Genomic DNA, 17,465 nt, shown 5'->3' with positions numbered 1-17,465 from the left:
CATGCCTGAAAGCCCGCACAGCGCAATCGCAGCCCGGCCCCTTCGCGCCGCCGCGCGCGTGCTGGTCGGCGTCCTGAGCGCCCCCGATACCGCATCGATCGCCGTGCCGGAAACCTTCGCGCGCTGGCGACGGCTCACGCCGCTGGCGACGTGGCTGCCGATCGAGCTTCGCGAAACGGACTATGCCGGCATCCTGAGCGGCGTTGCGGCCGCGCTCGAACGCGCCGGCATGACCTCGCGGCAGCTGATCCTGCTGGGCGAAGGAACCGTCGCGCGGCGCATGGTCGAACTGGCGTTGCGTGACGAGTTGCCCTGCGGCGGCATTGTCGCGATCGACGTCGCCGCCGACGCATTGCCGTTTCGCATCGTGCCGACGGTGACCGCGATCCGGCTTGTCGTTCATCACACCGACGATGGACCGCAAGGCAATTTGATCGGCAGTTTGCGCGCCGCCGATCTCGACGCACGCATCATCAATCTCGAGCTGGCTGCCGGCCGCGGGGCGGAAGCGGCCGCGGCGAGCGCAACTGAAACCTTTGTCCTGGAGCTGGTCGCAACCATCGGCCGCCGGACAACCGATGGAGTCGGTAATCCATGACATCGAAGACCTTCAAGATCGCTTGCGCGTGGCTGGTGGCCGCCGCCGCAATCGGCGCCGGCGCCTATGCCATGCGTGGGCCGGACGGCGCAGCGGACAAGACCGCGGCAGCGGCCCAATCGAAGACGACCCCGCCCGCCGTTCCGGTGACGGCGGCGAAGGTGCTGCAGCATGACGTGCCGATCGTACTCGAAGGACTGGGCACGGTGACGCCGATCAACACGGCCACCGTACGCACCCAGGTGCAGGGCACGCTCGACAGTGTCGATTTTGTCGAGGGCAAGCAGGTGAAGCGCGGCGATGTGCTCGCCAAGATCGACCCGCGGGTCTACGAGGCCCAGGTCGACCAGGCCGAGGCCGCGCTGGCGCGCGACCAAGCGAGCCTGAAGAACGCCAGGACCAACCTGGCGCGAACCCAGCCGCTCGCCAATCGCGGCTTTGCGACCCAGCAACTGCTCGACACCCAGGATTCGCAGGTCGCGCAGGGCGAAGGCACGGTCGCGCTTGACAAGGCGGCGCTGGAAGCCGCGCAGACCCAGCTGAGCTTCGCCACGATCACAGCGCCGTTCGACGGCGTCACCGGGATCCGCCGCATCGATCCAGGCAACATCGTGCACCCGACCGACGCCAACGGGCTCGTGGTCCTCACCCAGCTGCAACCGATCGCGGTGATCTTCACGCTGCCGTCCGGCGAGATCCCTGGCGTGCGGCAGGCGCTGGCATCCGGAGACGCCTCAGTCGACGTCTACGACGCACAGAACACGCACAAGCTCGACCACGGCAGCCTGATGCTGATCAACAACCAGGTCGACAGCTCGAGCGGCACGGTGCAACTGAAGGCATCCTTTCCCAATGCCGGCAACACGCTGTGGCCCGGCACTTTCGTCAACGTCCATCTGACGATCGCGGTTCGTCACGACGCGCTCACCGTGCCGCTGACGGCGGTGCGCCAGGGACCGGACGGCAGCTTCGCCTATGTGGTCGGCCCGAACAATGTCGTCAACATCCGCAACGTCACGACCGGGCAGTCGCGCGACGGGCAGGTCCTGATCGAGCAAGGCCTCGCAGCGAACGAGACCGTCGTCACCGCGGGTCAGTACCGGCTCAATCCGGGGACGACGGTCGAGATCGTGCCCGATGACAAGAAAGATCAGGTCCAGGACGCAACCACCGCAAGCGCAGGCATGCTGCCATGAACGTCTCCGCAGGTTTTATCCGCAAGCCCGTCGCCACCGCCTTTCTGGCTGTTGCCATCGTGCTGGTCGGCATGATCGCCTTCGTGCGCCTGCCGGTCTCGGCGCTGCCGACGGTGGATACGCCGACCATCCAGGTCACCGCGCAATTGCCCGGCGCCGACCCGCAGACCATGGCCTCCTCGGTCGCGACGCCGCTGGAGCGGCAATTCGGGCAGATCGCAGGCTTGACCGGCATGAGCTCAAGCAGTGGGCTCGGCAACACCCAGATCACGCTGCAATTCGCGCTGAACCGCAGCGTCGATGCGGCCGCGCAGGACGTGCAGACGGCGATCGATGCGGCATCGGGGCAATTGCCGAAGACCATGCCCTCGCCGCCGACCTTCCACAAGGTCAATCCGGCCGACGTGCCGGTGCTGCTGATCGCGCTGATGTCGGACACCGAGCCGCTGACCAAGGTCGACGACTATGCCGACAGCATCCTGGCGCAGAAATTGTCGCAGGTGCCGGGCGTCTCGCTCGTCACCATCGGCGGCATGCAAAAGCCGTCGATCCGGGTACAGGTCAATCCGGCCAAGCTTGCCGCCGCGGGGCTCGATCTCGAGCAATTGCGCACCACGCTCGGCAACATCACCGTGAACCAGCCCAAGGGCGTGCTTTACGGCAGTCAGCAGGCCTATACGCTCGCCACCAACGACCAGGTGCTGACTGCGAGCAAGTATGACGACCTGATCATCGCCTATCGCAACGGCGCGCCGGTCCGCTTGCGTGATATCGGGCATGCCGTCGTGGCGGCCGAGGACATCACGCTGCATGGCTGGTACAACGACAAGCCCGCCATCATCCTCGCGATCCAGCGCCAGCCCGGCGCCAACGTGATCAGCACGGTGGACGGCATCAAGAAGCTGCTGCCGCAGCTGGTGTCGAGCCTGCCGTCCGACATAAAGGTCCAGATCGCCTCCGACCGCACCCAGACCATCCGCGCCAGCGTCGCCGACGTTCAGCTCACTTTGGTGCTGACCATCGCGCTGGTGGTCGGCGTGATCTTCCTGTTCCTGCGCAATCTGTGGGCGACCATCATCCCCGCGGTCTCGGTCCCGATCTCGCTGATCGGCACCTTCGGCGTGATGTATCTGCTCAATTACAGCCTCGACAATCTGTCGCTGATGGGTCTGTCGATCGCGGTCGGCTTCGTCGTCGACGACGCCATCGTGATGATCGAGAACATCTCGCGGCATATCGAGGAAGGTCTCTCCCCAATGCAGGCCGCGCTGAAGGGCGCCGGCGAGATCGGCTTCACGATCATCTCGATCTCGGTCTCGCTGATCGCGGTGTTCATTCCGCTGCTGCTGATGGGCGGAGTGATCGGCCGCATGTTCCAGGAATTCGCCGTCACGGTGTGCGTTGCCATCGTGGTGTCGGTGATCGTTTCAGTGACCCTGACGCCGATGATGTGCGCCTATCTGCTGTCGCCGCACCAGGCCAATGCTGGCGCGGTGTCGCGCGCGCTGGAACGCGGCTTCGTTGCGATCCAGGCCGCCTACGAGGCGGTGCTTGCCAGGGCGCTGCGCTACAAGGCGACGACCATGTCGATCATGCTGGCAAGCGTCGTGGTGACCGGCCTGCTGTTCGTGGGCATCCCCAAGGGCTTCTTCCCGCAGCAGGACACCGGCATGATCACCGGCATCACCGAGGCTTCGGCGGACATCTCGCCGGTGCAGATGGCGACGCTGCAGCGCAGCGTGATCGACGTCATCGCCAACAACCCCTCTGTCGCCAATGCGACCGGCTATATCGGACCGGGCGGCCCGACCGTGACCGAGAACAATGGCCGCCTGTTCGTGCTGCTGAAGCCGCGAGCCGAGCGCAGTTCGTCCGCCGATCAGGTGATCCGGCAGCTCGACACCGCGCTGCAGAAGATCAAGGGGATGTCGGTGTTCATGCAGGCGACGCAGGACATCAATCTCGCCAGCCGCCTGTCCAAGACGCAGTATCAGTTCACGCTCACCGACGTGAACCAGGACGAGCTCAATCTGTGGGCCGGCAAGCTGTATCAGAAGCTGAGAACTTTGCCGGAACTGGCCGACGTCGCGACCGACCAGGCCAACGCCGCACGTCAGCTCAAGCTGCAGATCGACCGCGACGCGGCCTCCCGCCTCGGCATCGATCCGGCCGCGGTGGACAACACGCTTTATGATTCATTCGGCCAGCGTCACGTCGCCCAGCTGTTCACGACGCTCAACACCTACTATGTGATCCTGGAAGTCGATCCGTCGTTCCAGCTCGGCCCCTATGCGCTCAACCGCATCTATGTCCGCTCGTCCGCGGGGACGATGGTGCCCTTGAGCCAGATCGCGAGCATCGATTATGGCACCGCGCCGCTCGCCGTGAACCACCAGAGCCAATTTCCGTCGGTCACGCTGAGCTTCAACCTGGCGCCTGGCACGGCGGTGGGGACCGCGGTCGCGGCGGTCCAGAAGGCGACCGCCGACCTGCACGTGCCTTCGACCGTGATCACCAGTTTCCAGGGCAATGCGCAAGCGTTCCAGGCAGCGCTCGCCAGCACGCCGATCCTGATCCTCGCCGCGGTGGTCGCCGTCTATCTTATCCTCGGCATGCTCTATGAGAGCACGATCCATCCAATCACGATTCTCTCGACCCTGCCGTCCGCCGGACTCGGCGCGCTGCTCGCGCTGTGGGCCTTCGGCTTCGGGCTCGACGTGATCGGGCTCGTCGGCATCATCCTGCTGATCGGCATCGTGCAGAAGAACGGCATCATGCTGATCGATTTCGCGCTGGAAGCCGAGCGCCACCAGCATCTCCCCGCCGAGCAGTCGGTCTACATGGCCTGCCGGGCGCGCTTCCGCCCGATCCTGATGACGACGATGTGCGCGATGCTCGGCGGCGTTCCACTGATGATCGGCACCGGCACCGGGTCGGAACTGCGTCAGCCGCTCGGCTTTGCCATCGTCGGAGGACTGATCGTCTCGCAACTGATGACGCTGTTCACCACGCCGGTCGTGTACATCTATCTCGACGGGATGACCCGATGGTTCGCCAAGCTGCGCACAGGCGCGCAGAAGACCGCACCACACGGACCCAAGGCGGGGCTTACGACCTGACCTATGCCGTGGACTTTGTGCGGTGAAATCGCCTCAAGCGCCCCGGCGGCGCTGGCCGCGCCACCACAGGCCGAAGGCGATCGTGACGGCGGCGGCCAGCGAGAACCAGGTGATGGCGTACTGCATGTGGTCGTCCTTGAGACGCACCTTGAGCGGTCCGGGCTTCGGCGTGCCGCTATCGGGCACCGGCGCCTCGAGGTCGAGATAGAACGGCGCGACCTGCCCCCAACCGACCGCCTGCGCCATCGCGCGATGATCGCGCACGAACCACAGCCGCTTCGCCAGATCCTCCTTCGGCGTCAGCCGGCCCGGCGGCTCGGGAAAGCGGATGTAGCCGGTCAGCTCAACCGCCGCGCCGGTGACGAGGCGGCCAACGACGCGATCCTCGAAGGCGCGGTCCTGCATCGTGTTCTGGACAAAGCCGGCGTTGACCACGACGGTCTCGCCGCTGGCAAGCTTCGCCGGCAGGAACGCCCAGGTGCCGGGTCCCGCGACGTCGTCGCGCACCGCGGAGCCGGAGCTGAACACCATCACGTCCGGCTGCTGCGCATAGGTCGCGGTCAGGGTGACGCGGCGGAATTCATCCTTGGCCGAGGTCAGCGTGGGCCATGCCGCTGGTGGCGGCAACGCCTCCGTCGGCGCGGCCAGCCGTGCGTCGAGTGCGGCGATCAGCGCATGCTTCTCGACCCGGCGCTGCAATTGCCAGACGCCAAGCGCGATAAACACCGCGATCAGGATCAGCGTGAAAATGCCGAAGCCGGCCGCGCTCGGTCGGCCAGAGCCTTTTCCGTTCCGATCGAACGGGGCTCTCGCTTTTTGTTTTGACGCGTTTTCTTCGCGCGAACCGGTGTCCACTTCGCCGGAAAACGCTTTGTTCGCCGTGTCATTCATTTCGGATCGCGCTCGATCAACTGGCCTTCGGCGGCCTTGTGGTGGAATTGCAGCGCGATCAGAAGCGCCTTCATCGACCGCAGCGGCAGGATCGTGGTCACCACGATCAACGGCAGCCACAGCGCGGCATGCACCCAGAACGGCGGCTGGTACTTCACCTCGACGATCAGCGCCGCCGCGACCACGATGGCGCCGGCCAGCATGATGACGAAGATCGCCGGCCCGTCACCGGCATCGATGAAGGCGAAGTCGAGGTCGCAAGCCTGGCAGCGCGGCGCCAGCGTCAGGAAGCCGGAATAGAGCTTGCCCTTGCCGCAGCGCGGACAGCGGCAGGCGATGCCGCGGATCGCGCTTTCGGTCACAGTGGGCGGTGTATCGGTCATCGGTTCTCTTCAAAACAAAGGGGCGGCCATCCGGCCGCCCCTCTTAGCACGTCGGCTCGCGCTTTAGTGTGCGCCGTGGGCCATCGTCTCGGCGCCGTGGCCCCAGACGTAGATGCAGATGAACAGGAACAGCCAGACCACGTCGACGAAGTGCCAGTACCAGGCGGCAAACTCGAAGCCGAGGTGCTGCTTCGGCGTGAAGTGGCCGGCATAGGCACGGATCAGGCAGACCAGCAGAAAGATGGTGCCGACCAGCACGTGGAAGCCGTGGAACCCGGTCGCCATGAAGAAGGTCGAGCCGTAGACGTTGCCGCCGAACGAGAACGTCGCATGCGCGTACTCATAGGCCTGCACGCAGGTGAAGCAGGCGCCGAGGATCACGGTGAGGATCAGGCCCTGCTTGAGGCCCTGGCGGTCGTTCTCCAGCAGCGCATGGTGCGCCCAGGTGACCGTGGTGCCCGAAGTCAGCAGCAGCAGCGTGTTGAGCAGCGGCAGATGCCAGGGGTCGAAGGTCTCTATGCCGTGCGGCGGCCAGGTGCCGGGGACGGAGCAGGCGCCCATCGCCGTGCCGGCGCCGCAGCCGAACACCGCGTCGCGGGTGGCGTGCACCGCATCGGCCGGGAACAGCGCCGAATTGAAGAAGGCCCAGAACCAGGCGACGAAGAACATCACCTCGGAGGCAATGAACAGGATCATGCCGTAGCGGTGGCTGATCTGCACAACGCGGGTGTGGTCGCCCATGTACTGGGCTTCCTTGATCACGTCGCCCCACCAGCTCGCCATCGTGTAGAGCACGCCGATGCTGCCGATGCCGAATACGATCGGAGCGGCCGCGTACATGTGATGCATCCAGCCGATCGCGCCGACCGCCATGATGAAGGCCGAGATCGAGCCGACCACCGGCCACGGGCTCGGGTCGACGAGATGATAGTCGTGATGCTTGACTTGCGCCTCAGCCATTGCCGTCTCTCCATTCGCGTGCCGTAAGGCACGTCTTAATCTTGAATTCCAGAACTAGCCGCCGTTGCGCTGCTCCGCCTCGCCGGCCGCCACGGGCTTCGGCGCAGCGTCTCGCACGGGGAAGAAGGTGTAGGACAACGTGATCGTCTTCAGCGTGTCGTTCTCGCTGTCCTTGGCCAGCGCGGGGTCGACATAGAACACCACAGCCATCTCGCGCTTTTCGCCCGGCGCCATGGTCTGTTCGGTGAAGCAGAAGCAGTTGATCTTCTGGAAATAGGCGCCGACCGTCAGCGGCGCGACATTGTAGGAAGCCTGGCCGGTCGTGGTGCGCGCCGACTGGTTGGTCACGGTGTAATAGACCGTGACGACCTGGCCGATCTTGACGTCGATATTGTTCTGCTCCGGCTGGAACTTCCAGGGCAGGCCCGGCGCGACGTTGGAATCGAAGCTGACGGTGATGGTGCGCTCGAGCGGTGCACCTGTCGGCACCGAGGTCGCGACCTGGGTGGTGCCGTTGAAGCCGGTGGTGCGGCAGAACCAGTTGTAGAACGGAACGGCCGCGTAGGACGCGCCGACCATCAGCACCACGACGAAGCCGCAGATCGACGCGACGACGGCGTCGCGCGTCAGCATGCGGCGCGTGACCCTGGCGCGCTGCGATCCCTCGGTGCTGCGCTGGTTCGCCATCTCACTCACAGCGGCCGCACCAGCACGGCCGGCCCCTTGACGAGGGTGACGGCGAAGAACAGCAGGACCATGACGCCGAGCGCGAGCGCAATCGCGATCGAGCGCTGGCGGCGGCTCTTGAGCTGCGCCTCGGTGAGGACGATGCCTTCTGGTTCGTTTTTGTCGTCCATTGGTATCCCATGCGCCCCCATCTCGGCCCCCGGCGTCCCTATCCGATGAAGACAGGCGCAATCGCGCGGATCACGACCTCGGCGAGGAGGACGGCGAACAGCGCGAACAGATAAAGGATCGAGAAGGCGAACAGCCGGCGCGTCGCACGATTGGCCGCCACACCCTCGCGGCGGCGATAGACCTCGATGGCGAGCCACAGCATGCCGGCGCCTAGTACCAGCGAGGTGATGCCGTAGATCGCGTCGAAATAGCCGAGCGGCCACGGCGCCAGCGCAATCGCGACCAGCACGATGGTGTAGAGCAGGATCTGCAGGCGGGTCGCGTCGGGTCCGGCGACGACCGGCAGCATCGGGATGCCGGCGCGCGCATAGTCGTCGCTGCGGAACAGCGCCAGCGCCCAGAAGTGCGGCGGGGTCCAGAAGAAGATGATCAGGAACAGCAGGATCGGCTCGACCGAGAGCGAGCCGGTCGCGGCGGCCCATGCCACCACCGGCGGCAGCGCACCGGCGGCGCCGCCGATCACGATGTTCTGCGCGGTCCAGCGCTTCAGCCACATCGTGTAGATCACGGCATAGAAGAAGATGGTGAAGGCAAGCAGCGCGCCCGCCACCCAGTTGACGAGGATGCCGAGCGTCATCACCGAGAAGAAGGCGAGCGTGATGCCGAACGCGGCCGCCTCGGTCGGCGTGATCCGGCCACGCGGGATCGGCCGGTTGGCGGTGCGCGACATCAACGCGTCGACATCGCTCTCATAGGCCATGTTGAGCGCGCCCGAGGCACCGGCGCCGACCGCGATGCACAGGATCGAGGTGAACGCCAGCACCGGATGGACATGCACCGGCGCAATCATCAGGCCGACCAGCGCGGTGAAGATCACCAGCGACATCACGCGCGGCTTCAGCAGCGCGATGTAGTCGCTCACTTCGGCCTCGGAGATCCGGGGCAGCTCGATGGCGTTGTGATCGACAACCGACAAGATCAGGTCTCGCTTCTCTCAAAAGGCGCGGCGCACCCAGGGTGCGCCGCGTTGTCCTGGACTTACTGCACGCGGGGCAGCACTTCGAACTGGTGGAACGGCGGCGGCGAGGTCAGCGTCCACTCCAGCGTGGTCGCGCCCGCACCCCACGGATTGTTCGCGGCCTGCTCCTTGCGGACGAAGGCATCGATCACGCCGTAGATGAAGATCAGCACGCCGATGCCGGAGATGTAGGAGCCGTACGACGAGATCAGGTTCCAGCCGGCGAACGCATCCGGATAGTCGACGTAACGGCGCGGCATGCCCGACAGGCCGAGGAAGTGCTGCGGGAAGAACACCAGGTTGACGCCGATGAAGGTGAACCAGAAGTGCGCCTTGGCGATGGTCTCGGAGTACATGTAGCCGAACATCTTCGGGAACCAGTAGTACCAGCCCGCGAAGATGCCGAACACGGCGCCGAGCGACAGCACGTAGTGGAAGTGCGCCACCACGTAATAGGTGTCCTGCAGCACGCGGTCGACGCCGGCGTTCGCCAGCACGACGCCGGTGACGCCACCGACCGTGAACAGGAAGATGAAGCCGATCGCCCAGATCATCGGCGCCTTGAACTCGATCGAGCCGCCCCACATGGTGGCGATCCAGGAGAAGATCTTCACGCCGGTCGGCACCGCGATCACCATCGTGGCGGCGACGAAATAGGCCTGCGTCGCCGACGACATGCCGACGGTGTACATGTGGTGCGCCCACACCACGAAGCCGATGCCGCCGATCGCGACCATGGCGTAGGCCATGCCGAGATAGCCGAACACCGGCTTGCGCGAGAAGGTCGAGACGATCTGGCTGACCATGCCGAAGGCCGGCAGGATCAGGATGTACACTTCGGGGTGGCCGAAGAACCAGAACAGATGCTGGAACAGCACGGGGTCGCCGCCGCCGTCAGCCGCAAAGAAGGCGGTGCCGAAATTGCGGTCGGTCAGCAGCATGGTGATCGCACCGGCAAGCACCGGCAGCGACAGCAGCAGCAGGAACACCGTCACCAGGATCGACCACACGAACAGCGGCATCTTGTGCAGGGTCATGCCCGGCGCGCGCATGTTGAAGATCGTGGTGATGAAGTTGATGGCGCCGAGGATCGACGATGCACCCGCGAGATGGAGCGAGAGAATCGCGAAATCGACTGCCGGACCGGGATGGCCCGAGGTCGACAGCGGCGCGTACATGGTCCAGCCCGCACCGACGCCGTTGGCGCCCGGTTCACCCTCGACGAAGGTGGACAGCAGGAGCAGCGCGAACGAGGCCGGCAGCAGCCAGAACGAGATGTTGTTCATGCGCGGGAACGCCATGTCGGGCGCGCCGATCATCAGCGGCACCATCCAGTTGCCGAACCCGCCGATCATCGCCGGCATGACCATGAAGAAGATCATGATCAGACCGTGCGAGGTCACGAACACGTTATAGGTGTGCGTCTCGTGGAATATCTGGACACCCGGGTACATCAACTCGGCACGGATCGCGATCGACATCGCAGCGCCGATGATGCCCGCGATCACCGCAAAGACCAGGTACATCGTACCGATGTCCTTGTGGTTCGTGGAGTAGAGATAACGCCGCCATCCGGTCGGATGGTGGGCGTGATCATCATGGGCGTGATCGTCGTGTGTCGCTGCGCCTGTCGCCATGTTCAAAATCCTGCCTTGCAGTCCCTCTCGGACCTTGCGGTCCCGTCGCCCTTATTCCATCCGCGCCGCAAGCCGTCAGGCTTACTGCGCCGCCTGACCAGCCGACGCGTAGGAATTCGCCGGGTTGGTCGCAAACTTCTTCTTCGCCCCTTCAACCCAGGTCGCGAATTCCTGGTCGCTGACGACCCGCACCGCGATCGGCATAAAGGCGTGGTCCTTGCCGCACAGTTCCGAGCACTGGCCGTAGAACACGCCGGTTTTGGTGGCCTTGAACCAGCTCTCGTTGAGGCGGCCGGGGACCGAGTCGATCTTCACGCCGAAGGCCGGCACCGCGAAGGAGTGGATGACATCGGCGCCGGTGGTCTGGATCCGCACCACCTTGTTGACCGGGACCACCATCTCGTTGTCGACGCCGAGCAGACGGGGCTGCTTGTCCTTGTCGAGCAGCGAGTCGAACTCGAACTTGCCGTTATCCGGGTAGGCGTAGGACCAATACCACTGCTTGCCGGTGACCTTCACCGTGAGGTCCGGCTTCGGCACGTCGAGCTCCAGGAACAGGAGGCGGAACGACGGCACCGCGATGCCGACCAGGATCAGGACCGGGATCAGCGTCCAGGCCACTTCGATCAGCGTGTTGTGGGTGGTCCTGGAGGGGACCGGATTGGCCTTGGCGTTGAACTTCACCACCACGATGATGAGCAGCGCCAGCACGAACAGGGTGATGACGGTGATCAGCACCAGCAAGAAATTGTGAAACCAGATGATGTTTTCCATCACCGGGGTCGCGCCTTCCTGCAGCGTGTGCTCCCACGGGGCCGGCTGCCCCATTTCGGCGGACGCCGGTCCCGCGGCGACAAACGCCATGCCCGCCACCACCAACCCCAGCAACTGCCTGCCCAACCGGCCAATCGACATCTTCATGCCGTTCGCGCTCCCTTGATAATTCCCCAAAGCACCTCCGGCACATGGCCAAAAATGCAGCACGATCCGCCCTGACAAATGGCCTTCCGGACATACCCGTCTCTGAGTCAAGGTGGGTACGGGAGCCAGATCGCTAGAACGCGTCGAAATCCAGCCTCTCAAACCATAATTCGCAGGCGCTCGCAATGCAGTAGTGGGGCCGAAAGCCATGCGCGCGCGATGAACCTGCCGCTTGCTATTTTTCCCGCAAAATCAAGCGAAAGTCGCCGAAACACTGCCGCACGCAGTTGACAGGCGGATTACCGGATGTAGGCACAGACGGGCTGGCCCACAGGAACCTGATTCGCTGCGGGCCGCCCCAATCCGGCGCGGGAATGGCTTCAAGATCGCCTTCAAGGCGCCGTCATTGCGGTATCAGTCGGCTAACGAGCACGATCCGGAACAGGGACAGCCGGTTTCCGAAAAGATCATGCTCAAACAAAGAGATGAGATCACGATGCCATTTTGAAGGCGCATCATGATCGCGCGTGCTACCGGCGGCCGGACGGCCGGACCGACCGAACATCAAAGGATCGACCCGGATGGGCGCTTCGGACATTCAGGCAAGAGGTTTGCAGGCAAGTGGTTTGCGTTTAACGGTGGCGGGCTGGCTCGGCGGCCTTGTGATTCTGGCTCTCGCTCTCGGCCTAACCCAGCCGGCGAACGCGCAGGGCGCGGTGCGCTCGGTCCATGGCGACTGGCAAATCCGCTGCGACACCCCGCCCGGCGCCCAGGCCGAGCAATGCGCGCTGATCCAGAGCGTGGTAGCGGAGGACCGCTCCAATGCCGGCCTGACCGTGATCGTGCTGAAGACCGCCGACCAGAAGAGTCGCCTGATGCGCGTGGTCGCCCCGCTCGGCGTGCTGCTGCCCTCCGGCCTCGGCCTGAAGCTCGACAATCAGGACGTCGGCCGCGCCGGTTTTGTCAGATGCCTGCCGAATGGCTGCGTCGCCGAGGTCGTGATGGACGACAAGCTGCTCGGCCAGCTCAAGAACGCCAAGACCGCGACGTTCATTATCTTCGAAACGCCTGAAGAGGGCATTGGCTTCCCGCTCAGCCTGAATGGGCTGGCGGAGGGCTATGACAAATTGCCCTAGGCCGACTGCTGCGCGCCGTTACCGCGCAGCACCGCCCGCATAGTAGTCGAACAACCCGCTCGCATCGGCGGACAGCCAGTCCGCTTCACCCGTCATGTAACCCTCGGCCTGCCCGGTGACGCCGATCAGGAACGAGATCGGCATGCCGTAGAGCGCGAACGGCGTATCGATCTCGGCGGCGTCGACGCGCGACACCAGACCGCCCGGATCGAAACCGATCGTGAGGTGGCGAAGCTTGAGCTGCTTGACGTAGGACGGCACTAACGCACGGTTGCGATCGGTGCTGATCGCGACGACCGCAAGGTCGCTACGGCCGCTGGCCGCGAGGCGATCCAGCATCGGCAGCTCGGTCCGGCACGCCGCACACCATGTGGCCCAGAAGTTCACCAGCACCATCTTGCCTCTGAATGAGGTGAGATCGAGCGCGCCGCCGGCGAGCGCCGGTATGGCAACCGGCGGCACCGGGCGGGCGCCCGGAACCAGCGTGAACTGGTGCCGGATCGTGCCGAATGGCGGCGGTCCCGACGCTGCGGCCGGCATCGCGAGCGCGGCGCCTGTGCCGATCATGCCGGCGACGACGGCGCGGCGCGTGGGTGCTCGGGCTGACGTCATGACGGATTCTCCGCTTGGCTTGAGGGCTGCATCGCTCAGGACCGGATGTAGGACCAGCCGGCTTCCTGCAATTCGATGATGTGTCCGGGCCCATTCGGCACCAGGTCGACATCGTCGAGCAGGACGAGCGGATGTCCCTCGGCGCGCTCCATGCCGAGCTTGGTGGCTTCGCAGACCACGAAGCGGATGTCCGGCGTGAGCCCCCTCACCACCCGCAACAGGTCCTTCACCGGCGAGGTATCGGCGCGCAGCATGTGGACGCCGGCATTGTAGGCGACGACCTCGATCTCGAAGGGCTCGTTGCGCTCCCGATAATATTTCGGAAGGTTGAGCGCGGTCGAGATCAGCGCCCGCATCGTGGTCGGGTCGTCTGAGTTGATCGGCAGCACCACATGGTGCGCGCGCGGCTCGGGCTTCTTCGCCTCCGGCCTGGAGATCGCCGAGACCGAACCGGTGAGCAGCAATGTCACGACGAACGGCACCGCGAATGCCAGCGCCAACCCCGCGGCTAGCGTCAGTATACGGCGGGAGGCGCGCATCCCGTCCGCCTCAAGGCAAGCTTGCGACCAGAGCGAACTGGCTGCGCTTGGCGTAGGCGACGATCGCGCTCAATGTCAGCAGCACGAGCGCGGGCACTGGCGAGCCGCCGATCACGAACAGATGGGTGATGGTCGCGCCGACCATGATGCAACTCAGCAGCACGCCGCCAAAGGCTGCGACCGGGGGCACGAGAATCAGTATGGCGCCGAGCAGTTCCAGCGATCCCGTGAAATAGCGGAACCATTGGCCGAGCCCGATGTGCTCGAACTCCTCGACCAGCATCGGCACGCCATAGAGCTTGGCGGCGCCCGCGGCGGCAAAGGCCAGGGCGAGCAGTCCCCTGACGACCCAAAGGGTGACGGATTTCCAGCGCGACGGCGCCACGGCAACAGCAACGGACATGGATGACTCCCCATTTGTTCGAATCGACCCGACCGCACAGCCACCCGACCGATCGGTGGCAGGGCCCGCGGATTTCGATGGACTAAATTCGGAAGTAAGATGAAAATAACAAGTAGGATGCTTTTTGTGAGGTAGTATGAAAAAGATGACTATTGAGCCCACCGAGCCTCCGACGGCGGCGTCCGAACCGTGCAACGGCGACCTGTCGGCGCAATTTCATCGCGCGCTTTCGGTGCTGGCCGGGAAATGGAAGGGCGACATCCTCTGGCAACTGGTCGAGCGCAAGCGCCGGTTCGGCGAACTGCGCCAGTCGATTCCCGGTGTGACCCAGCACATGCTGACCACGCAGCTTCGCGATCTCGAGGCCAACGGCCTGGTGAAGCGCACGGTCTATCCCGAGGTGCCGCCGCGGGTTGAGTACGAGATGACGCCATCGGCCAAGGCGCTCAAACCGGTATTCGACGAGCTATACCGGTGGGCGCAGGAGCATGGTTTTCCGACCTCGACGCAGGGCGCGGCCGGCACCAGCTCGCAATCACAGCCGACGCCGCAGTCGAGCGATGAGCGTGCGCCGGAAAGCCAACCGCGGAAGGCAGGTCGGCGCACCGGCTGATGACGACAAGGTGAGAACCGCGACGGGCCGCCGTGACCGACGTCACTGTCGCAGGCACTCCCGGTTTGCCACTCCAAACACTATCTCTAGCAATCGCCGTCCGGGCCTGAACCGGGGACCGGCACAGGTTTCCGGGTTGTAAGATGAGTTTTCCGCTCGTCTCTGCTTCAATCCCCCGAAATTCCTGCTGCGGGTTCCCCACTGGCAATCAGTTGCGCTTCAGGCAAGGATGACAAGGAATCGCCAAGCAATCGCATTGCGTCGGAGTGACCATGACCAATCCCGCCACGACCTCCCTGCTCGACCGCGCCAATCTGGACCGCGATGCCGTCCGCCGAGAGGTGGCGCGCGGGCTTGAGGGGGCCGATGACGGCGAGCTGTTCCTGGAATTCGGACAGACCGAGGCGCTGGTGTTCGACAATGGCCGGCTGAAGCAGGCGACCTATGACACCTCGCAGGGCTTCGGCCTGCGCGCGGTCAAGGACGACGCAGTCGGCTATGCGCATTCCTCCGACGTCTCGATCCCCGCGCTGATCCGTGCGGCGGATGCGGTAGCGGCGGTGCGCGGCGGCTATGCCGGCAGCTTTGCCGCGGCGCCGGCCCACACGAATGTAAGGCTCTATGGCGACGAGAACCCGCTGGATGGCCCGGCGTTCGAGGCAAAGGTAAAGCTGCTCGGCGAGATCGACGCCTATGTCCGGGACAAGGACCCGCGGGTGCGGCAGGTCTCGGCCAGCCTCACCGCGACCTGGCAGGTGGTCGAGATCCTGCGACCCGACGGCGAGAGCTATCGCGACATCCGCCCGCTGGTGCGCGTCAACATCTCCGTGGTTGCCGGCCAGGGCGACCGGCAGGAGAGTGGCAGCAAGGGCTATGGCGGCCGCGAAGGCTATGCGCGCTTCATCGAAACCAAGGCCTGGCGCGACGCCGCCGACGGCGCGCTGCGCGAGGCTCTCGTCAATCTCGAATCGGTGCCGGCGCCCGCCGGCGAAATGGACGTGGTGCTTGGGGCCGGCTGGCCCGGTGTGATGCTGCATGAGGCCGTCGGCCATGGGCTCGAGGGCGATTTCAACCGCAAGCAGACCTCCGCCTTCGCCGGCCTGATGGGCCGGCAGGTCGCGGCCAAGGGCGTCACTGTGGTCGACGACGGCACCATGGCGTCACGCCGCGGCTCGCTCTCGATCGACGACGAAGGCACACCGACCAACCGTACCGTCCTGATCGAGGACGGCATTTTGGTCGGCTACATGCAGGACCGCCAGAATGCCCGGCTGATGGGCATGAAGCCGACCGGCAACGGAAGGCGGCAGAGCTATGCCCATGTGCCGATGCCGCGCATGACCAACACCTACATGCTGCCGGGCGACCGCGACCCGGCGGAGATCATCGCCTCGGTCAAGAACGGCATGTATGCCGCCAATTTCGGCGGCGGACAGGTCGACATCACCTCGGGCAAGTACGTGTTCCAGTGCACCGAGGCCTACAAGATCGAGAACGGGAAGCTCGGCGCACCGCTGAAGGGCGCCATGCTGATCGGCAATGGACCGACCGATCTCCATAGGATCACCATGATCGGCAACGATCTTGCGCTGGACACGGGAATCGGCACCTGCGGCAAGAACGGCCAGGGTGTGCCGGTCGGCGTCGGCCAGCCGACGTTGCGGATGGAACGGATTACGGTCGGAGGAACGGGCTAGTGAGCAGCGGAAACGAAGTCGTGGCGGCCAAGCCGACCAGTTGGCGCGGGCAGGCCGTGCAACTGGCCGCGATCGTGGCCGTCGTGTTCCTCGCCAAGGGCGCGATCGCGGAGCCGTTCTATGTGCCGTCGGGCTCGATGGAACCGACGCTCCTGATCGGCGACGCGCTGGTCGCCTCGAAATTCCCCTATGGCTACGGCGCGGCCTCGCTGCCGATCCAGATCACGCTGCCGGAGACCGGCCGCGTGTTCGGCGAGACACCGAAGCGCGGCGACGTCGTCGTGTTCCGCTGGCCGGGCGACCGCTCGCAGGCCTGGGTCAAGCGCGTGGTCGGGCTGCCCGGCGATCGCATCCAGATGCGGCAGGGCCAGCTCTTCATCAACGATCATCCAGCGGCGCTGAAGCCCGACGGCACCGGCTTTGCCGAGGACGATCGCGGCGGCGGCGAGGACGCCTACCGTTATATCGAGACGCTGCCGAACGGCGTCAGCCACGCGATCTTCAAGATCCGCGACAACGGCCGGCTCGACAACACGCAAGAGGTGACGGTGCCGCCGGGCCAACTGTTCGTGCTCGGCGACAACAGGGACAATTCCGCCGACAGCCGCGTGCCGGTGCGCGACGGCGGCGTCGGCCTGTTGCCGATCGACAATCTGATCGGCCGCGCCGACGCAGTGGTCGGCTCCTGGGACATGGGCATCCGCAGCCAGCCGGTCTGGACTTGGCTCTCCGGCTTCCGCCTCGCGCGCTTCTTCACCTCGGTGCAATGATCTCTCCCGTCATGGTGAGGAGGCGCGAAGCGCCATCTCGAACCACGAGGCCTGTGGTCCATCCCTCAAGACGCCGCTTTTGCGGCTCCTCGGGATGAAGACGAGAATGAGGCT

General features: G+C 65.1%; 18 protein-coding genes. 7 read left to right on the top strand and 11 right to left on the bottom strand.

Annotated features, from left to right (window positions below):
* Position 1: 1 nt before the first annotated feature.
* Genes ABIB78_RS11530 through ABIB78_RS11520 form a run of 3 tightly spaced genes read left to right on the top strand, consistent with a single transcriptional unit; the run spans position 2 to position 4,913 of the window.
* A complete protein-coding gene (locus ABIB78_RS11530) occupies positions 2-598 on the top strand; it encodes a hypothetical protein (protein WP_429024358.1) in 597 nt (198 codons plus the stop codon).
* A complete protein-coding gene (locus tag ABIB78_RS11525; protein ID WP_429024357.1) occupies positions 595-1,794 on the top strand; it encodes an efflux RND transporter periplasmic adaptor subunit in 1,200 nt (399 codons plus the stop codon). Before ABIB78_RS11530 ends, ABIB78_RS11525 begins: the two co-directional genes overlap by 4 nt.
* On the top strand, positions 1,791-4,913 hold the full coding sequence (locus ABIB78_RS11520; protein ID WP_429024356.1) for an efflux RND transporter permease subunit: 3,123 nt from the start codon (positions 1,791-1,793) through the stop codon (positions 4,911-4,913). Before ABIB78_RS11525 ends, ABIB78_RS11520 begins: the two co-directional genes overlap by 4 nt.
* 33 nt (positions 4,914-4,946) lie before the next feature.
* Here ABIB78_RS11520 and ABIB78_RS11515 read toward each other — a convergent pair whose 3' ends face one another.
* The 8 genes from ABIB78_RS11515 to coxB all read right to left on the bottom strand — a co-directional run bounded on the left by ABIB78_RS11515 (position 4,947) and on the right by coxB (position 11,581).
* Entirely contained in the window at positions 4,947-5,804 is an 858-nt protein-coding gene (locus ABIB78_RS11515) for an SURF1 family protein (protein ID WP_429024355.1), read from the bottom strand.
* Entirely contained in the window at positions 5,801-6,187 is a 387-nt protein-coding gene (locus ABIB78_RS11510; RefSeq protein WP_429024354.1) for a DUF983 domain-containing protein, read from the bottom strand. The genes ABIB78_RS11515 and ABIB78_RS11510 overlap by 4 nt, the downstream gene beginning before the upstream one ends.
* 63 nt (positions 6,188-6,250) lie before the next feature.
* Complete coding sequence (locus ABIB78_RS11505; RefSeq protein ID WP_429024353.1) at positions 6,251-7,147, bottom strand: cytochrome c oxidase subunit 3; 897 nt, start codon at positions 7,145-7,147, stop codon at positions 6,251-6,253.
* Positions 7,148-7,201: 54 nt separating this feature from the next.
* The gene (locus ABIB78_RS11500; protein ID WP_429024516.1) at positions 7,202-7,834 is read right to left on the bottom strand and encodes a cytochrome c oxidase assembly protein; all 633 of its coding nucleotides are present in this window, start codon (positions 7,832-7,834) and stop codon (positions 7,202-7,204) included.
* Between the two features lie 5 nt (positions 7,835-7,839).
* Entirely contained in the window at positions 7,840-8,004 is a 165-nt protein-coding gene (locus tag ABIB78_RS11495) for a CoxF protein (RefSeq protein ID WP_076867057.1), read from the bottom strand.
* A gap of 38 nt (positions 8,005-8,042) precedes the next feature.
* Positions 8,043-8,981 carry a heme o synthase gene (locus ABIB78_RS11490; RefSeq protein WP_429024352.1) on the bottom strand — a complete coding sequence of 313 codons (939 nt, stop codon included), beginning with the start codon at positions 8,979-8,981 and terminating at the stop codon, positions 8,043-8,045.
* Between the two features lie 62 nt (positions 8,982-9,043).
* Positions 9,044-10,660, bottom strand: coding sequence for a cytochrome c oxidase subunit I (gene ctaD, locus ABIB78_RS11485; RefSeq protein ID WP_429024351.1), 1,617 nt, complete (start codon positions 10,658-10,660; stop codon positions 9,044-9,046).
* Positions 10,661-10,741: 81 nt separating this feature from the next.
* The gene (gene coxB / locus ABIB78_RS11480; RefSeq protein WP_429024350.1) at positions 10,742-11,581 is read right to left on the bottom strand and encodes a cytochrome c oxidase subunit II; all 840 of its coding nucleotides are present in this window, start codon (positions 11,579-11,581) and stop codon (positions 10,742-10,744) included.
* Positions 11,582-12,162: 581 nt separating this feature from the next.
* Here coxB and ABIB78_RS11475 point away from each other — a divergent pair.
* Positions 12,163-12,717: an invasion associated locus B family protein gene (locus ABIB78_RS11475; protein WP_429024349.1), complete on the top strand. Its 555-nt coding sequence runs from the start codon at positions 12,163-12,165 to the stop codon at positions 12,715-12,717.
* A gap of 18 nt (positions 12,718-12,735) precedes the next feature.
* On the opposite strand, the gene ABIB78_RS11470 is transcribed toward ABIB78_RS11475, so the two are convergent.
* Genes ABIB78_RS11470 through ABIB78_RS11460 form a run of 3 tightly spaced genes read right to left on the bottom strand, consistent with a single transcriptional unit; the run spans position 12,736 to position 14,271 of the window.
* A complete protein-coding gene (locus tag ABIB78_RS11470) occupies positions 12,736-13,329 on the bottom strand; it encodes a TlpA family protein disulfide reductase (RefSeq protein WP_429024348.1) in 594 nt (197 codons plus the stop codon).
* Positions 13,330-13,364: 35 nt separating this feature from the next.
* Positions 13,365-13,868: a hypothetical protein gene (locus ABIB78_RS11465; RefSeq protein WP_429024347.1), complete on the bottom strand. Its 504-nt coding sequence runs from the start codon at positions 13,866-13,868 to the stop codon at positions 13,365-13,367.
* Positions 13,869-13,878: 10 nt separating this feature from the next.
* The gene (locus tag ABIB78_RS11460) at positions 13,879-14,271 is read right to left on the bottom strand and encodes a DoxX family protein (protein ID WP_429024346.1); all 393 of its coding nucleotides are present in this window, start codon (positions 14,269-14,271) and stop codon (positions 13,879-13,881) included.
* Positions 14,272-14,407: 136 nt separating this feature from the next.
* On the opposite strand from ABIB78_RS11460, the gene ABIB78_RS11455 reads away from it, so the two are divergent.
* The 3 genes from ABIB78_RS11455 (at position 14,408) to lepB (ending at position 17,351) form a co-directional block, all read left to right on the top strand.
* A complete protein-coding gene (locus ABIB78_RS11455; RefSeq protein WP_429024345.1) occupies positions 14,408-14,884 on the top strand; it encodes a winged helix-turn-helix transcriptional regulator in 477 nt (158 codons plus the stop codon).
* Positions 14,885-15,156: 272 nt separating this feature from the next.
* Positions 15,157-16,581: a metalloprotease TldD gene (gene tldD, locus ABIB78_RS11450; protein ID WP_429024344.1), complete on the top strand. Its 1,425-nt coding sequence runs from the start codon at positions 15,157-15,159 to the stop codon at positions 16,579-16,581.
* On the top strand, positions 16,581-17,351 hold the full coding sequence (gene lepB, locus ABIB78_RS11445; protein WP_429024343.1) for a signal peptidase I: 771 nt from the start codon (positions 16,581-16,583) through the stop codon (positions 17,349-17,351). Before tldD ends, lepB begins: the two co-directional genes overlap by 1 nt.
* The last annotated feature ends 114 nt before the right edge of the window (positions 17,352-17,465 follow it).

This window comes from Bradyrhizobium sp. I1.14.4 (assembly GCF_050435825.1).
In the GTDB taxonomy this organism is placed as follows: domain Bacteria; phylum Pseudomonadota; class Alphaproteobacteria; order Rhizobiales; family Xanthobacteraceae; genus Bradyrhizobium.
This window is presented reverse-complemented; position numbering and strand designations above follow the sequence as displayed.

What these genes read in the sequence shown, in the direction of transcription:
- ABIB78_RS11530 (WP_429024358.1), top strand. Translation starts at nt 2, where the DNA reads ATGCCTGAAAGCCCGCACAGCGCAATCGCAGCCCGGCCCCTTCGCGCC.
- ABIB78_RS11525 (WP_429024357.1), top strand. Translation starts at nt 595, where the DNA reads ATGACATCGAAGACCTTCAAGATCGCTTGCGCGTGGCTGGTGGCCGCC.
- ABIB78_RS11520 (WP_429024356.1), top strand. Translation starts at nt 1,791, where the DNA reads ATGAACGTCTCCGCAGGTTTTATCCGCAAGCCCGTCGCCACCGCCTTT.
- ABIB78_RS11515 (WP_429024355.1), bottom strand. Translation starts at nt 5,804, where the DNA reads ATGAATGACACGGCGAACAAAGCGTTTTCCGGCGAAGTGGACACCGGT.
- ABIB78_RS11510 (WP_429024354.1), bottom strand. Translation starts at nt 6,187, where the DNA reads ATGACCGATACACCGCCCACTGTGACCGAAAGCGCGATCCGCGGCATC.
- ABIB78_RS11505 (WP_429024353.1), bottom strand. Translation starts at nt 7,147, where the DNA reads ATGGCTGAGGCGCAAGTCAAGCATCACGACTATCATCTCGTCGACCCG.
- ABIB78_RS11500 (WP_429024516.1), bottom strand. Translation starts at nt 7,834, where the DNA reads ATGGCGAACCAGCGCAGCACCGAGGGATCGCAGCGCGCCAGGGTCACG.
- ABIB78_RS11495 (WP_076867057.1), bottom strand. Translation starts at nt 8,004, where the DNA reads ATGGACGACAAAAACGAACCAGAAGGCATCGTCCTCACCGAGGCGCAG.
- ctaD (WP_429024351.1), bottom strand. Translation starts at nt 10,660, where the DNA reads ATGGCGACAGGCGCAGCGACACACGACGATCACGCCCATGATGATCAC.
- coxB (WP_429024350.1), bottom strand. Translation starts at nt 11,581, where the DNA reads ATGAAGATGTCGATTGGCCGGTTGGGCAGGCAGTTGCTGGGGTTGGTG.
- ABIB78_RS11475 (WP_429024349.1), top strand. Translation starts at nt 12,163, where the DNA reads ATGGGCGCTTCGGACATTCAGGCAAGAGGTTTGCAGGCAAGTGGTTTG.
- ABIB78_RS11470 (WP_429024348.1), bottom strand. Translation starts at nt 13,329, where the DNA reads ATGACGTCAGCCCGAGCACCCACGCGCCGCGCCGTCGTCGCCGGCATG.
- ABIB78_RS11465 (WP_429024347.1), bottom strand. Translation starts at nt 13,868, where the DNA reads ATGCGCGCCTCCCGCCGTATACTGACGCTAGCCGCGGGGTTGGCGCTG.
- ABIB78_RS11460 (WP_429024346.1), bottom strand. Translation starts at nt 14,271, where the DNA reads ATGTCCGTTGCTGTTGCCGTGGCGCCGTCGCGCTGGAAATCCGTCACC.
- ABIB78_RS11455 (WP_429024345.1), top strand. Translation starts at nt 14,408, where the DNA reads ATGAAAAAGATGACTATTGAGCCCACCGAGCCTCCGACGGCGGCGTCC.
- tldD (WP_429024344.1), top strand. Translation starts at nt 15,157, where the DNA reads ATGACCAATCCCGCCACGACCTCCCTGCTCGACCGCGCCAATCTGGAC.